Annotated in this window: 10 protein-coding genes and 2 tRNA genes; 8 read left to right on the top strand and 4 right to left on the bottom strand. The window is 53.1% G+C overall.

Translation table 11 applies throughout. The features are described 5' to 3' along the window. Positions 1-198 precede the first annotated feature (198 nt). The 3 genes from WH45_RS17570 to WH45_RS17560 are packed head-to-tail and all read left to right on the top strand — an operon-like array spanning position 199 to position 8,706. On the top strand, positions 199-1,242 hold the full coding sequence (locus WH45_RS17570; RefSeq protein WP_046215885.1) for an isochorismatase family protein: 1,044 nt from the start codon (positions 199-201) through the stop codon (positions 1,240-1,242). A gap of 25 nt (positions 1,243-1,267) precedes the next feature. Then, positions 1,268-8,494: an amino acid adenylation domain-containing protein gene (locus WH45_RS17565; protein ID WP_046215884.1), complete on the top strand. Its 7,227-nt coding sequence runs from the start codon at positions 1,268-1,270 to the stop codon at positions 8,492-8,494. Next, positions 8,491-8,706 carry an MbtH family protein gene (locus tag WH45_RS17560; protein WP_046215738.1) on the top strand — a complete coding sequence of 72 codons (216 nt, stop codon included), beginning with the start codon at positions 8,491-8,493 and terminating at the stop codon, positions 8,704-8,706. Before WH45_RS17565 ends, WH45_RS17560 begins: the two co-directional genes overlap by 4 nt. A 270-nt stretch (positions 8,707-8,976) precedes the next feature. Here the strand turns inward: WH45_RS17560 and WH45_RS17555 are convergent, their stop codons facing one another. Further along, on the bottom strand, positions 8,977-10,851 hold the full coding sequence (locus WH45_RS17555) for a DUF342 domain-containing protein (protein WP_162198450.1): 1,875 nt from the start codon (positions 10,849-10,851) through the stop codon (positions 8,977-8,979). Positions 10,852-11,174: 323 nt separating this feature from the next. Here WH45_RS17555 and WH45_RS17550 point away from each other — a divergent pair. Then, positions 11,175-11,248, top strand: a tRNA-Arg gene (locus WH45_RS17550). Positions 11,249-11,345: 97 nt separating this feature from the next. Here WH45_RS17550 and WH45_RS17545 read toward each other — a convergent pair. Further along, on the bottom strand, positions 11,346-11,693 hold the full coding sequence (locus WH45_RS17545; protein WP_046215736.1) for an aegerolysin family protein: 348 nt from the start codon (positions 11,691-11,693) through the stop codon (positions 11,346-11,348). A 273-nt stretch (positions 11,694-11,966) separates the two neighbouring features. Here WH45_RS17545 and psiE point away from each other — a divergent pair, with 273 nt between their 5' ends. Both psiE and WH45_RS17535 read left to right on the top strand, forming a co-directional pair. After that, positions 11,967-12,383, top strand: coding sequence for a phosphate-starvation-inducible protein PsiE (gene psiE / locus WH45_RS17540; protein ID WP_046215735.1), 417 nt, complete (start codon positions 11,967-11,969; stop codon positions 12,381-12,383). A 72-nt stretch (positions 12,384-12,455) separates the two neighbouring features. Then, positions 12,456-12,917: a hypothetical protein gene (locus tag WH45_RS17535; RefSeq protein WP_046215734.1), complete on the top strand. Its 462-nt coding sequence runs from the start codon at positions 12,456-12,458 to the stop codon at positions 12,915-12,917. Between the two features lie 84 nt (positions 12,918-13,001). On the opposite strand, the gene WH45_RS17530 is transcribed toward WH45_RS17535, so the two are convergent. Then, the gene (locus tag WH45_RS17530; protein ID WP_046215733.1) at positions 13,002-13,877 is read right to left on the bottom strand and encodes a helix-turn-helix transcriptional regulator; all 876 of its coding nucleotides are present in this window, start codon (positions 13,875-13,877) and stop codon (positions 13,002-13,004) included. 162 nt (positions 13,878-14,039) lie between these two features. Here WH45_RS17530 and WH45_RS17525 point away from each other — a divergent pair, with 162 nt between their 5' ends. Next, a complete protein-coding gene (locus WH45_RS17525) occupies positions 14,040-15,383 on the top strand; it encodes a Gfo/Idh/MocA family protein (RefSeq protein WP_046215732.1) in 1,344 nt (447 codons plus the stop codon). 148 nt (positions 15,384-15,531) lie between these two features. Continuing rightward, the gene (locus tag WH45_RS17520) at positions 15,532-16,536 is read left to right on the top strand and encodes a Gfo/Idh/MocA family protein (protein ID WP_046215731.1); all 1,005 of its coding nucleotides are present in this window, start codon (positions 15,532-15,534) and stop codon (positions 16,534-16,536) included. 111 nt (positions 16,537-16,647) lie between these two features. Here WH45_RS17520 and WH45_RS17515 read toward each other — a convergent pair. Beyond that, positions 16,648-16,721 (bottom strand) — tRNA-Arg (locus WH45_RS17515). Between the last annotated feature and the right edge of the window lie 42 nt (positions 16,722-16,763).

Genomic DNA, 16,763 nt, shown 5'->3' with positions numbered 1-16,763 from the left:
GGCAAGCTGCACACCTTAAAGGAATCATTTGCTGCATCGTCTGAGGCAGAGCTTGATACGTACGAACAACATCGTATGAACAAACTTATCGCGCCACGGCATTCGCTACGGTGACAGTACCCGCTAACTATTCGCTAATGCCGAAATACCCAATGCAATTCGTCCTACCAACCTGATGATGAAAGAGAGTGATACATGATGGCTCTTCCCAAAATACAATCCTACCCGATGCCTGTGAAGGCGGAATTTCCTGTTAATAAAGTAAACTGGACGGCTGATCCGCAGCGGGCCGTACTGCTTATTCATGATATGCAGCAGTATTTTGTCCATGCGTTTGCCGGTCGTGACCAGTCGCCGATATCCGAGCTGCTGAGTCATATTCAGCAGCTGCGCGAGTACTGTCATGCACATGGCATTCCGGTCATTTATTCGGCTCAGCCTGGCGGACAGACGCCGGAACAGCGGGGACTGCAGCTGGATTTCTGGGGCAACGGTATCGACGGCGGACCGGACCAGAAGCGGATCGTTCCCGAGCTGGAGCCGGATGAACGCGATATTCTGATGACCAAGTGGCGCTACAGCGCTTTTCAGAAAACAGATCTGGCGGATATGATGAGCCGCCATGGACGTGATCAGCTGATGATCTGCGGTATCTATGCTCATATCGGCTGTCTGATGACGTCATGTGAAGCTTTTATGCAGGATATTCAGGCTTTTCTGATCGGTGATGCAGTGGCGGATTTCTCGCAGGAACAGCACCGGATGGCTCTTCAATATGCAGCGGAACGATGTGCGGTTACGATCACGACCGAGCAGCTGCTGGAACAATTGGATACGGCGGGAAGCCGGAATACCACTGTATCCGCCGACACAGCCGCAGTGGTGGACGGGGCAGTGTCACAATCTGCAGCAGCTTTATCTGCCGAATCCCAACCATCCGATCCATCCGGGCAGCAGTCCGGTTCTATTCACGAGCAGGAGTATACAGCCCAATTGAACTGCATTCGGGACAAGGTTGCTGCCATGCTCGGTGAACAGCCGGAACGTCTGGCGGACGAAGACGATCTGGTGCAGCTATGGGGACTGGATTCCATACGCATCATGACGCTGTCCGAGCAGTGGCGCCGGGAAGGAATGGAAGTCAGCTTTATGGAACTGGCGGAGCAGCCGATACTGTCGGCATGGGCCAGACTGCTGTGTTCCCGCAACCCGCAGGTGCTGCCCAACGGAGATTACTTTTGATTTGGACTAGAGGAGGCTTGAAATGATGCCCGAATCCGTACTTGTACAACAGCGCTGGCCGCTGTCTGCGGCCCAGTCCGGCATCTGGTTCGCCCAGCAGCTGGACCCGGCCAACCCTATTTTTAATACCGGTGAATATATCGAAATTCAAGGATCGCTTCATCCGTCGCTGTTCGAACAGGCACTGCGTCAGATGATTACCGAAGCGGACACGCTGCGGATGAGATTCAGCGAAGACCGGGAAGGAATCTGGCAAATGCCCGGCCCTGTACCCGAACAAATCATGCATTGGATCGATATGCAGGCCAAGAATGACCCACATCAAGCTGCGATGGATTGGATGACAGCGGATATGCAGCGCCCGGTGAACCTGACGGAAGGACCGCTGTTTACCCAGGCGCTGCTTCAGCTGGCACCGGAGCGATTTTACTGGTATCAGCGGATTCATCATCTGGTCATCGACGGTTACGGGTTCTCATTGCTGGCGGGGCGTACCGCTCAGCTGTACACTTCGCTGGTTGCCGGCAATGTTCCGGCAGCTTCTTCCTTTGGCAGTCTGCAACAGGTACTGCAAGAAGATGCTGCCTATCAGCAGTCGGAACAGCGCAGTCTGGACCGGGAGTTCTGGCAGCAGCGCTGGCAGGATCAGCCGGATGTCGTCAGTCTGGGCAGCCGGGCGCAGCGAACCGCTTCCTCATTCCTTCGCTCGTCTGCCATATGGACACCGGATCAAATGGAGCATCTGCAGCAGTATGCAGATCGGATGGACTGCAGCTGGACCGATGTCTTGATGGCGCTGATCGCAGCGTATACGAGCCGTATGACCGGCTCGGCAGATATCGTACTGGGCATGCCGGTCATGTGCCGATTGGGCACAGCGGCCATGCGTGTACCGGGAATGGTTATGAATCTGCTGCCGCTGCGCTGCGAGGTAAGTGCCGGCATAAATATGCGGGAACTGGTACGCCAGATCAGCGAAGAGAGCCGCCAGGTGCGGCGTCATCAGCACTACCGGCATCAGGATCTGCGCCGGGATCTGCAGCTGCTCGGCGAGAGTGATCGTCTGTTCGGGCCGATGGTCAATATCAAGCCTTTTGACGATAGACTGAACTTTGGTGGTTATCCGGGGATCGTACATAATCTGGGCACAGGACCTGTCGATGATCTGTCCATTCATATTTACCGCCGTGCGGATGGAGGACTGGCTCTGGATCTGGATGCCAATCCACAGGTGTACACCCAGCTGGAACTGGACACTCACCGGCAGCGGATGATGCATCTGCTGACCGGAGCATTACAGTCCGACAGCGATCAGCTTGTAGCAGAGATGGACCTGCTGCTGCCGGAAGAAGCCCAGCTTGTACGTGAACAATGGAATCAGCCTTCCCTTCAGGAGTTCGGTCTGTCGGTGGCAGAACAGTTTGAGCAGCAGGCGGCACGTACGCCTGATCGGATCGCGGTCAGCTGTGAAGAGGCAACCATTACTTATGGCGAGCTGAACCGACAGGCCAACCAACTGGCCCGACTGCTGATGGAACATGGCGCAGGACCCGACCGGATCATCGCGGTTGCTCTGCCAAGAAGCATCGACATGGTCATCGGGATTCTGGCAGTACACAAGACCGGCGCAGCCTATGTACCGCTTGATGCCGACTATCCGGCGGATCGCCTGGAGTACATGCTGGAAGATGCCGGACCGGCCTGTCTGCTGACAACGGCCGAATTGGGGCCGCTTATTCCTGTTGATTCTTCGCTGCCGGTTATTATCGCGGATGAGGATGCTGTGGCCTCCCGGCTGTCGGTATTGTCCTGTGAAAATATACGGCCGCAGGAACGAATGGACAGCTTCTCGCCGCTGCATCCGGCATACATTCTGTATACCTCCGGTTCCACAGGCAGGCCCAAAGGAGTTGCGGTTACCCGCGGCGGACTGGATAATCTGCTGGCCGGAATGCAGGAGCGATTTCGGTTGGAATCTCATGACCGGCTGCTGGCAGTAACGACGATTGCTTTTGACATTTCCGTTCTGGAAATCTATCTGCCGCTCACCATGGGAGCGATGATGGACATCGCCCGCCGGGAGACGATTCTGAACCCGGAAGCGCTGCTGCAGCGCATTCATGAACAGGGCATTACGATCATGCAGGCGACGCCCACGCTGTGGCAGTCGATTGTATCGGTGAATCCGCCAGAGGGCTCTCTGCGGGGACTGCGCATTATTACCGGTGGCGAGGCGCTTTCGCTGCGTCTGAAGCTTGCACTGCAGCAGCTGGGCTGCGAGGTGCACAATCAGTATGGGCCGACAGAGACGACCATTTATTCCACGGCTGCCCGGCTGAATCATTCGGATACCGACAAGCCGCTGATCGGGGGACCGGTTCGGGGCACCCAGCTGTATATTCTGGACGACACCCTGCAGCTGGTACCCCCAGGAGTGGCCGGAGAGCTGTATATTGCCGGTAATGGACTCGCACGTGGATATCTGGGCAGACCGGATCTGACGGCAGAGCGATTCGTAGCCAATCCGTTTGGTGCGCCGGGCAGCCGGATGTACCGTACCGGCGATCTGGCCAAATGGACCCTCAACGGCGAAGTGGATTACCTGGGCCGTGCCGATCACCAGATCAAGATTCGCGGGTTCCGCATGGAGCTTGGCGAGATTGAACATGTGATCTCCCGCTATCCGGGCATGGGTCAGGTGACGGTTATCGCCCGTGAAGATCAGCCGGGAATGCAGCAGCTGGTCGCCTATGTCGTCGCCCATACCGAAGCGGCCGCTCCGCTGGATCTGGAGCGGCTGCGTGATTATGCGGCCGAAGAACTGCCGGAGTATATGGTTCCGGCAGCATTTGTCCAGCTGCTGCAGCTGCCTCTGACGCCCAACAAAAAGATTGACCGTCGCGCGCTTCCGGCACCGGATCTGAAGCTTGCCTCCTCTGTGCGCGAGCCACGAACACCGCAGGAGGAACTGCTGTGCACTTTATTTGCCGAAGTATTGCAGCTGCCCCATGCAGGCGTCGACAGTGACTTTTTCCGGCTGGGTGGGCATTCCCTATTGGCAGGGCGTCTGATGATCCGGATACGTGAAGTATTTGGAGTGGAGATGAATATCTCCAGTCTGTTCCAGTCGCCTACTGTCGCAGGATTGGCCCGTCAGCTGGATCGGGCGCACAGTGTCAGACCGGCGATCCGTGCCGAAGTCCGGCCGGAGCGGCTGCCGCTGTCTTTTGCCCAGCAGCGCCTGTGGTTCCAGTACTGTCTGGACGGACCGAATCCGACGTACAATATTCCACTGGTTCTTCATTTGCAGGGAGCACTGGATACCGAAGCGCTGGCTGCCGCTGTGCAGGATGTGATCCAGCGGCATGAGACGCTGCGGACCATTTTCCCGCAGGTGGATGGTTCTTCCTATCAGCAGATTCTGGAGCGGCCGTCCGCAGGTTCATTACTGACTGTCCATGATGTTCAGCCGCAGCAGCTGCCTGGTCTGCTGTCGGAAGCTGTGCGTTACAGTTTCCGTCTGGCCGAGGAGCCTTCGCTGCGTGTGCAGCTGTTCCGTACAGCACCCGAGCAGCATACACTGCTGCTGCTGCTGCATCATATCGCCGGAGATGGCTGGTCGCTTCATCCGCTGGCCCGCGATCTAAGTGCTGCCTATACTGCCCGCTGTCAGCAGCAGACTCCTGCCTGGAAGCCTCTTGCCGTACAGTATGCCGATTACGCGATCTGGCAGGGTCGTCTGCTGGGCAGCGAAAGTGAGCCGGACAGCCTGATGCATAGACAACTGGAATACTGGACACGTACGCTGCATCATCTGCCGGAACAGTTGGAGATTCCAATGGATCATGCAAGACCATTGGTGTCCAGCTATGAGGGAGACAGCGTACACTTTTCTCTGTGGGCAGAGCTGCACGAGGAGCTGCTGCAGCTGGCCCGGACGCATGGAGCCAGTCTGTTCATGGTGCTGCAGGCCGGTCTGGCAATCATGCTGACCCGCCTTGGAGCTGGCAATGATATTCCAATAGGCAGCCCGATTGCCGGACGCAATGACGATGCTGTCGGCGAGCTGGTCGGCATGTTTATCAATACGCTTGTTCTACGTACGGATACATCGGGCAATCCAAGCTTTGTGGAACTGCTGTCCAGGGTGCGTGAGCGTAATCTGGAAGCGTACGAGCATCAGGATATGCCGTTTGAGCGGCTGGTGGAAGTGCTGAATCCGCCTCGTTCCCGGTCGAGACACCCCTTATTCCAAATCATGCTCGTCCTGCAAAATACGCCGGATGTCCGCTTGGAGCTTCCAGGCATACAGGCGCAAATGGAAATCCGTGGTGCCGGCACTTCCAAATTTGATATGACTTTTGAACTGACAGAGCGTTACGGACCGGATGGTCGTCCGCAGGGGCTGGACGTTATTCTGGAATACAGCCGCGATTTGTTCCGCAGGGAGACTGCCGAGCGTATGGCCCGCCGTTTCCAGAAGGTACTCGCTTCGGTAGTGAGTGTACCGGACTGTCCGGTAGGGCAGCTGGACATTTTGCTGGACGAAGAGCGTTATGAGCTGACAGCTGCCCCTGTCTCTTTGTCCACTTCTATCGATGAATCCGTGCCCCTGCTGGATCTGATCGGTCGGTTTGAGCAGCAGTGTATACTGCAGCCGCACAAGACAGCAGTCAGCTATGGTGAAGACTGCTTGACCTATGCACAGCTGAATGCCCGTGCCAACCAGCTGGCCCATCTGTTGATCGGGCATGGAATCGGTCCGGAGCAGTTTGTCGCGCTTGCTCTGCCGCGTTCGGTGGAGCTGGTGATCGGTATTCTGGCCGTGCTCAAATCAGGTGCTGCCTATTTGCCGCTGGACCCGGCTTATCCGGCTGAGCGTCTGGCCTATATGCTGGAAGATGCCGAGCCGGGCATCGTCATCATAAACAGGGATACCTGTGACAAGCTGGATCTCTCTGCAGCCCAGACGGCTATCATACTGGACGATGCAGACACAGCCATCCGGCTCTCTACACAGGATGCACAGAAAAGTCCTGCCGCAGACCATCCGGCAGCAACAAATGCCAACCGGTCTGCCTACATGATCTATACCTCCGGTTCGACCGGACGCCCCAAAGGTGTCGTTATTCCGCATCAAAATGTCATCCGGCTGTTCACTGCTACCGAACACTGGTATGGATTCGGTCCGGAGGATACATGGACGCTGTTCCATTCCTATGCTTTCGACTTTTCTGTCTGGGAGCTATGGGGAGCGCTGTTGTATGGAGGCCGTCTGGTGATTGTGCCTCATGATATCAGCCGCTCACCGGACCGGTTTTTGCAGCTGCTGGCAGCAGAGCGGGTAACGGTGCTCAACCAGACCCCATCGGCTTTTTACCAGTTAATGCAGGCCGATCTGGAAAATAAGGAACTCGGACAGCAGCTCACGCTGCGATACGTTATTTTCGGCGGGGAAGCGCTGGAGCTTGGCCGACTGACAGACTGGTATGAACGTCATGCCGAGGATGCTCCGCGTCTGATCAACATGTACGGGATTACCGAGACGACCGTCCATGTCAGCTACAATGAACTTGGCCGTGAGTCGGCAGTATCGGGCGGCAGCAGTCTGATCGGTGTGCCTATTCCCGATCTGCAGGTATATGTACTGGATGAATATTTACAGCATACGCCATCTGGCGTTGCGGGTGAGATGTATGTAGCCGGAGCTGGCCTTGCGCGCGGATACTGGCGTCGTCCCGAACTCACGGCCGAACGGTTTGTGGCTGATCCGTTCGGGCCGGCAGGCAGCCGGATGTACCGGACCGGTGATCTGGCACGCCGACTGGCGGATGGTTCACTGGATTATCTGGGACGAGCCGATCAGCAGGTGAAGATCCGCGGCTTCCGCATTGAGCTGGGCGAGATTGAATCAGCCCTGTCGCGTCATCCGGAGATTGCGCAGGTCGCTGTGATCGTCAGGGAGGATCAGCCCGGGGATCAGCGTCTGACCGCGTATATCGTTCCATCAGCCGGTTCGGAAGCTTCCTCTTCATCATGGCGGCAGCATGCCTCGACATTTTTACCGGATTATATGGTTCCGGCAGCATTCGTTGTACTGGATGAACTGCCGCTCACGCCAAATGGCAAGTTGGATCGCAAAGCGCTGCCGGCACCGGATCGATCTGCAGCTGCAGGCAGTCAGGCACCGCGCAATCCGCAGGAAGAGATGCTCTGTGATTTATTTGCCGAGGTACTTGGACTGGAGCGTGTCGGGATTGAAGACAGCTTCTTCGAACTGGGTGGTCATTCGCTGCTGGCGGTTAGGTTGATGAGCCGGATCAGGGAAGCGATGGGATATGAACCGGGAATCGGTATTCTGTTCGAAGCTCCGAGTGTTGCCGAACTGGCTGCCCGGCTCGATGGGGATACAGGCAGCAATGCACTGCAGGTACTGCTGCCGCTGCGTCCCAATGGAAGCAAGGCACCATTATTCTGTATTCACCCGGCTGGCGGTCTGAGCTGGTGTTATGCGGGACTCATGAAGCATCTGGAGACAGAGCGGCCGATTTACGGACTGCAGGCCCGCGGGATCGGTGAAGCAGAAGGTCTGCCTGCCTCCCTGGAAGAGATGACTGCCGATTATGTGGCCCATATTCGTACGATTCAACCGGAAGGCCCTTATCATTTGCTGGGCTGGTCACTCGGTGGCAATGTCGCTCAGGCGATGGCCGTGCAGCTGCAGCGTGAAGGACAGCAGGTCGCTCTGCTGGCTGTACTGGATGCATACCCGAGCCATTATCTGCCGATTCGTGAAGAGCAGGAGGAAGAAGAAGCGCTGACTGCACTGCTGGCCCTGGGCGGATATGACCCGGACAGTATCGGGGATGGTCCGCTGGATATGGCGCGGGCCATGGAGATTCTGCGCAGTGATACGAGCGCACTGGCCAGCCTAGATGAAGAGACGATTATGAAGCTGCGTACCACCTATGAGAACTCGGTGCGGCTGCTCAGTCATTATGTACCGGAATCTTTTGACGGCAGGATGCTGTTTTTCCGGTCGACGATTATTCCGGACTGGTTTGACCCGATTGAGCCGGAGATGTGGGAGCCTTATGTGGCAGCCGGTCTGGAGCGGCATGATATCGCCTGCCGCCACAAGGACCTGTGTCAGCCCGGACCGCTGGAGATCATCAGCAGCGTGCTGTCCGGACATCTGGAGCAGTCCCATCAACGAATGATAGCGATGAATAGCAGGAGGGATGGACAATGAAAAATCCATTTGAGCAGACGGACGGGCAGTATATCGTACTGATCAATGAAGAGGGCCAGCATTCACTATGGCCGGCAGCGATGAACATTCCGGCAGGCTGGTCTGTCGCGCTGTCATCATCAGATCGCCAGACCTGTATGACCTATATTACTGCCCACTGGCAGGATCTGAGACCGCAAAGTATCCGTCAGCAGCAGGCAGCCGTTCGCTAAAAAGAGCAGATGCTGAATTAGACAGCAGTTCGCTCAAACGACCAAGCGATGAGCTTCCGATTCAGGCAGTTTTCGCTTAAGCAACGAGCTTCTCTTTCAGACAGCAGTCTACTCAAGCTGCCGATTTCTGCTGACAGATAACCTATACCAAATAACAGCAAAAAGGCTGATCCCGGTCATTTCCTCTGACCTGGCATCAGCCTTTTTGCTGTTGATACACTTATCTATTTACCTGTTTGCACAATTGTACGATCTTCGTCCAACCATTCCCTATACTGTAGTGGAGGAATGAATCGGAGCATGGAGCTGCATATATTCCGCATCGAACAGCTGATCCTGCATCATATCGATCACATTCCAGCGATGCTGATCCACGATAATATAGCCGTTATACAGCCGCTTCACATATACATGCTGTTTGGCCTGAAGCACACAGCGGGCATTGGCATCGCTGCCGACCGTACCGGCGATAATGCGTTCTTCGGCCTCCAGCCGTGAGCCGCGACATACCGACTGGTCTTTCATAAAGGCAATGCTGCCTGCGGAGTAGAGATTGCTCTGCAGCACCCCTTCACGGGTAATCAGAATATCGCCGTTGGATTTGATTTCGCTGGACTGACAGCGGGACAGCTCGATATTGACCTGAATCTCCTGCATGCTGGACACACTGGCATACAGCCGATCCAGATACCCGCGCATGCTCAGGACCATCTGCTCATCCACCTTTTCCAGAATGCTGGCAGAGCTCATCAGATCGGCGAGCATCAGCTTGAGCTGCTCGGTATCCTTGGTCTGAATATATTGAATACTGGAAAAAACCTGCAGCAGTTCGCGCCCGAGTTCCGGAATATTCCGGAATTTGCGTTCGATCAGCAGCATGACCATCTGGCTGTACCGTACCGGCTGATTGCGTGTACGCAGCTCGTCGGCGAGCACCTGGGCAGCCATATCGAGCTGGCGCATTTCGTGACTCAGCTGCTTCGACGCGGCATACATCCGGTTGAACATGACGCCAAAATAGCCCGAATAGACCCGTCCGCCAATCACCGTACCCTGAATGGAAATACTGCCGGTTGCCGTAATCGTTGAATTGTATACATTACCGTGAATATATACATTGCCCAGTGATTCGATGATCATATGATCAGTCACATTGCCATGTACAATCACGTCTCCCGCAAACACAATATTGCCGGTACGCAGATCCACATCGCCGCTTACGACAAAAGCACTGGAAATGTCCACCTGCCGCCGATTGCCGCGACCGGTCATCCGTGGACGACCCGGACGCAGGGCAATAATCTCGCCCGCTTCATTCATTTCGGTAAATTCGCCGGGGGTGATCTCCAGATCCTGCGCCGGCCGCGGAGGAAGTTCATTGCCGAACACATCATAACCGGGCATTCCGTTGACCGGTGCATGTTTGGTGGCAATCACTTCCCCTTCATGCACTGAAGGAATCCGACGGTAGCTGCGATGGTCGATGACGCCGCCAGCCTCGTGGAAGACAGACTCAATCTGCTCCGGGAAAAATAGTTCCAACCGCGCATCGGTTCCCGGTACGGACGCCTGTCCGCGTGCGATAACAATCGGTTTGCCGGAAGGGAACTCCAATTCCTGCAAAATGGCTGCTTTATCGATATTTTTGATAATATGTCGGCTCTCCAGCGCATCCATAATATGAGTGAATTCCAGCGTCTCGGTAATGCGCTCGCGGTCGGGTACGGCCTGGACCATAACCTGGGCAGCTGCCGGAGTATCCACGAGATTCCATTCATACCGGACCCGCTCATGCAGGATCAGGTAGGCTTCCATCTTGTCCAAAGTAACCTTAATCTCAAACATTGGATCATGCTGCAGCTCCCAGGTGACGATATCCTCCTCCCCGATCGGAGCAGTGCCCGCGATGATATTTTTATTTACGATTAGCGTGACCGGAGCGACTCCGTGAATCGAAGCCGGGCGTCCTCCCTGACGTGGGGGGAATACATGAATCCGGTTATCTTTGATCTTGACCCATCCGTGCTTGCCGCCGTCTGGAATATCTTCATCCCGTATCGAAGGAGCCGTCGAGTCGGTAGGTTCATTTGTTGAATTCTGCGTGGGATGCCCTGATTCCTGGCCGGATAGGGAGTTAGACATCATGGATACCTCCATTTCGGTTCAATTGCATATCAGCCGATATGATAACGATTGCAATATATAGGAAATTAATAATATTTGTTTAATAGTTAAATAGTTCTAGGTATATTATAATACACATTTTCCCAATTAAAACTTATTTTCGGATAATAAGGACCAAGATTTTCAGCAAAATTTTAAATATACGTTTCCACTGCTGAATATCAACCTGTTTAGCCAGTATATACCAGATGGAAAGGGCTGGCGAATGACGATTAAAAAATACATTTGAAAAAATTATAAATTACGGTATAATATCATTTGTCGCTTAATTCTACATACTATTTGTCCCAGTAGCTCAGCTGGATAGAGCAACGGCCTTCTAAGCCGTCGGTCGGGGGTTCGAATCCCTCCTGGGACGTAAAAAAGCTCTCTTCATTTATTGAAATGAAGAGAGCTTTTTTCATTTATTTACGTGTAGGAACTGGATATTCCTAGAATACCAGGCAGCTGACCCATCAGGCATTGGTGACCAGATACGTCACATTGCATACATTGCCGCTGCCGCCGATCGTTTGGATATTATAGGCGGGAGAACTGGATTGGGCAGAGAATCCATCCGATCCCACATAAGGGTCATCAAAATAAAGAGTGATCTCTCCCTGAGGAAGTTTGTAATAGATCGTTCCTTCAGCACCGGTTGCAAAACCATCCGAATCAGCTTCAAAATTAAGCGGTTTCCCATTATTGGGAACATTGGTTGGAGAGACAATCCATTCACCATGAGCAAGATTGGTTTTACTTTCCAGGACCAGTTCGCTATCCGTTACATTAATTACGGTAATATGAACCTCGCGTGCTGACATAAGTAAATCACTCCTTATGAATAAATAGTAGGTTGCAAACCCAGTCTATAATAATTTACATTTTATGTATATATAATAAAATAAAGGTAATTTAAATAGGCTTAAATAAGTTTATACGTAGTAGCAATCAAGCGCTAAAGTTCGCATATCATCCAATTGTTGCAGCAAATTAAGGCAGATTATATACTCAATTCATCTCTTACCGATTAGCAGCTTACCCGGTTGCAGCCGGTCCATACCATAAAATAGAACCACAGGCAGGAGGAACCAGATATGAAGAACTGGATGCGGCATATACAGCAAATCCCGACCATTTTGCAGGCTGTACTGAATATTACACTCGGATTGGTCGCTTTTACATTATGCTTTTTCCTGTTAAAAGAAACCTGGTATATTTTCAGCTTCATCTTTATAAGCGGCGATCCAGGCACGACTGCCTATGAGTTTATGGACAAGCTGCTCGTGTTCTTTTTGTACTTTGAGTTTATCGCGCTGATCGTCAAATATTTCAAAAGCGGATTTCATTTCCCGCTGCGTTACTTCATTTATATTGGTATCACTGCGATTATCCGGCTGATCATTGTCGATTATGAGGACGCGATGAATACACTGCTATGGTCGCTGGCGATTCTGGCACTGCTCGGTGCGCTGCTGCTCGCCAATAGTCGTCCGATTCGCCGTGACAACTGACAGAGGCATATGCTGTCAGGAATATGATACGATAGTGGTACAATTATTAATGAAGCAATGGAGGACGAACAGATGACAGAACAGGTGAGAATCTCCCAGCGCAGTGCCATTCTTATTGAACGCCTGCGCTCGGACGGCATTACCGAAGAAGTGCTGATCCAGTCACTGGATCAGCAGGAAGAGGCCCCGCTGCGGGCAGCCAGCAGCAGTGATATTGATTTTGCCGAGTGGATGAATTATGCCGCCGAGCATGGTGAACAGCTGGTGCAGGCAGTACGTGACGGATACCGTATGACCTTTACTACCGTACCGGGCATGAAAAATTGGCTCAAGTACGCGCTGGATATGAAGGCAGGACGTGATTATACCGAGGGGGAAGAAGGACGGCTGGACGGCCTGCAGCTGACGCTGGAGCAGGCGCAGCAGCTCAAGGACACTATTGCAGTTAACTGGGTGCTGCTGGAGCATGAAGACGGCACCGCCTCACTGCTGCTGCGTGCACTGCTGACATCATCGGTCCCTCCGCAGCTTTAAGCTGACGATGCCAATCAACCAGCGTTTGGTAGCATAAATGTGACTTAACAGCATGTAGCATCACAATCGCTGGGTTTAGTACCTTTACTGATGTGCCGACAGTTGGCTCCCTTTGCGTACAGCTGTGCGGTATTCCCGGGGGCTAACCTGACACATCTGCTTAAAGATTTTGCCAAAGTGAGAGAAGTTGCCAAAGCCTGAGGCTTCCGCAATATCGATAATTTTGAGACCCGATTCCCTCAGCAGCTGTTGGGCCGTCTGAATACGTACCGTATTCATATATTCGGTCAGATGAAATCCGGTCGTCCGTTTGAACATCCGGCTCAGATGCGAGGGACTCAGATGAAATTGATCCGCAATACCCTGCAGGGACAGCGGCTGCTGATGATTCTGCTTAATGTACTGGGCAATATCCGACATCTGCTGCTGCATCGCGGTCCGGCGGGCCATCGGTTCTGCTGAAGCTGCGGTCTGGCTGCGGGCACAATGTATAAGCAGTTCCATCACCAGATGATGGATCAGCAGCTCATATCCTTCCGCCTGCATGGTCAGTTCACGCACCAGCTGCTGAATGACCGGCTGGATCAGCGCCTGATCACGCACAGCAGTATGGAAGACCGGATAATCACGCTGAAAAGGCTGCAGCAGCCACTGCTCATGTTCCCCAAAATGCTGCTCTACAAACCGGTCATTAAAATACACCACAATCCGCTTGTGATCCGGCAGCTCGCCGGGAAGGGTCCGATGCAGTTCATTTTTCCCGATAAATACAATATCTCCGGTACGCACCTCATAGATCTGATCACGGATAAAATAAGTCCGTTCCCCCGACAGCAAAATATACATTTCATAATGAGGATGTACATGCTCGGTCGCCATGGCAAAATAATCGCTGCGTACCGTATATTCAGCGACGAGCGCGTGCGGATTGGTCAGATTGCTTTGCATATCTGAAAACATCGCGTATTTCCCCTTTCTATTGTAAGCGCTACCCAGATAGAGTATAGCATAACAAAATAAGCGGTATTACCAAAAGAAAGCATCATTTGCGGCGAACAGTACCGCTTTCTTTGCTAATCTGGTCTCAGACAGCCTTATCCGATTCTGAGGAGGAATACACCGATGAAGCCAAAGAAATATGCACTTGTAGGAACAGGTGGACGTGCGGAGTTTTTTTATGGAGCGATCGCCCGTGATTTTCGTGACACAGCCGAACTGGTCGCTTTTTGTGATATTAATCAGACGCGTGCCCGCTATGCGAATACACTGCTGGAGCAAAAATATGATTATCCCCCGGTCGATTTGTATACTGCCGACCACTTTGACGAGATGATCAGGGAAAAGCAGCCCGATATCGTCATCGTAACCAGTGTGGATCGTACCCATCACCGTTATATCATCCGGGCGATGGAGCTGGGCTGCGATGTTATTACCGAGAAGCCGATGACCGTTGACGAGCATAAATGCCAGGACATTATGGATGCTGTGGCACGTACCGGACGCAATGTGAGGGTGACTTTCAACTATCGGTATGCGCCTCATCATACCCGGGCGCGTGAGCTGATCCGTGACGGAGCGATCGGCGAAGTCACTTCCGTGCACTTTGAATGGCTGCTCAATACCCAGCATGGCGCGGATTACTTCCGCCGCTGGCACCGGGACAAGCGCAACAGCGGCGGACTGCTCGTGCACAAGTCGACCCACCATTTTGATCTGGTCAACTTCTGGATCGGCTCCCAGCCGGAGACGGTATTTGCTTTTGGCGACTTGCTGTTTTATGGCCGGGAAAATGCAGAGCAGCGCGGCATTACTTCCTTTTATAATCGGGCGACCGGCAACCCGGCAGCAGAGGGCGATCCGTTTGCGCTTACGCTGGACGACAATCCCAATCTCAAAGCAATGTATCTGGATGCCGAGCATGAAGACGGCTACCAGCGTGATCAGAGCGTGTTCGGTGACGGCATCAGCATTGAAGATACGATGAGTGTCATCGTCCGCTACAAGAACAGAGCCATGCTCACCTATTCCCTGAATGCCTATATGCCATGGGAAGGGTACCGGATTGCCTTCAACGGCACCCGCGGACGAATCGAAATGCAGGTGATCGAGAAATCCTACGTCAATGCCGGCGGAGACAAAGCCGACGAAGGTGCACTGGAAGGCAAGCAGATCACTGTATTTCCCATGTTTGCCGAGCCTTACGAGGTGAAGGTAGAGGAGAAAGCAGGCGGCCATGGCGGCGGTGATCCTGAATTGCTGAACGATCTGTTCGGCGAGCCTGCCGAAGACCCGTTCCACCGGGCTGCCAACCATATCGACGGAGCACGTTCCATTCTGACAGGCATCGCTGCCAATCAGTCGATCCGCACCGGACTTCCTGTTCAGGTAGACAGCCTTATCCATATTCCGTCAGAGATACTCTCCGCGGCAAAGGCGCGGTTAGCAGCAGACCAGATAACCCGTTAGAGAAAAGCCTATTTATCATCTATTTCTCTATTTGCATAGACGGTACGCTTGCCCGGAGGGTGAGCGATCGTCTTTTTGCGTTTGCTGGTAAGAGAGCTGCCGGAACGGGTAATAATAAGGAAGACTGAAGCAACAAGGAGGCAAGCCTATGAACAGTTTAAATTGGGCGGTCGTCGGCACAGGAGAAATTGCACATGATTTTGCGACAGCGATTCGCCAGGTAAACGGCAATGTCTTCGCCGTCTGCTCACGTGAGATGAAACGGGCCAGAGAATTTGCGACCGAATGCGGTGCACAACATGCTTATGACGATTTTGAACAGATGCTGCTCGAACCGGCAATCGATATCATATATATAGCTACTCCTCACAGCAACCATCATAGCTACGTGATGAAATGTCTTCATGCCAACAAGCATGTTTTTTGTGAGAAAGCGATTACAGTGAACAGCAGGGAATTGCAGGAGATCCGGACACTGGCAGAGGAGAAAAAGCTGGTGCTTGCGGAAGCGATGACCATTTACCATATGCCGCTCTATCGGGAGCTGCGTAGATTTATGGAAAGCGGCCGTCTCGGTGCCATCAAAATGATCAATGTGTCGATGGGCGATCCCAAGAAATACGATCCAAGCAACCGATTCTATAATCCTGAACTGGCCGGGGGCGCATTGCTGGATATGGGAGTCTATGCCCTGTCATTTGTACGCTGCTTTTTGTCGGGCGAACTGGAACAGATTTTGACCAGTGTGGAAAAGGCTCCAACCGGCGTAGATACACAATCCACCACTATTCTCAAAACGAACCGGCGGGAACTGGCTGCTGTCTCCCTCGCGCTGAACGCATCCATTCCCCGGTCTGGCATGATCGGATGTGAAAAAGGGTATATCGAGGTGAAGGAATTCTCCCGTGCCGATCAGGCGATTGTCCATTATACCGATGGCCGTACAGAGACCATTCAGTCCGGATCTTCCAGTCAGGCACTCGCTTACGAAGTGGAATACATGAATCGCTGTGTACGCGGAGAGCAGGAAGAGCATACGATGAGACTGACTACCGATGTGATGGAGCTAATGACTCGCATCCGGGACAAATGGGATATGTATTACCCGCTTGAGAAAAATACGACTTCTTCCAGCCAGGAAGAGATTCTGTAAACCCCGGTCTATCTACCATCAAGAAAACGACCTCAAAATCAAACGTACCTGTAAATCAAAAAAAGAAGCCAATCACCATAAGCAGGTGATTGGCTTCTTTTCATTTCATTACGTCCCAGGAGGGATTCGAACCCCCGACCGACGGCTTAGAAGGCCGTTGCTCTATCCGGCTGAGCTACTGGGACAAATATTCAATATTTCAAGCGCAACAAAAATATAATATCATG

The sequence above is a fragment of the Paenibacillus wulumuqiensis genome, from assembly GCF_000971965.1.
GTDB lineage: Bacteria > Bacillota > Bacilli > Paenibacillales > Paenibacillaceae > Saccharibacillus > Saccharibacillus wulumuqiensis.
This window is presented reverse-complemented; position numbering and strand designations above follow the sequence as displayed.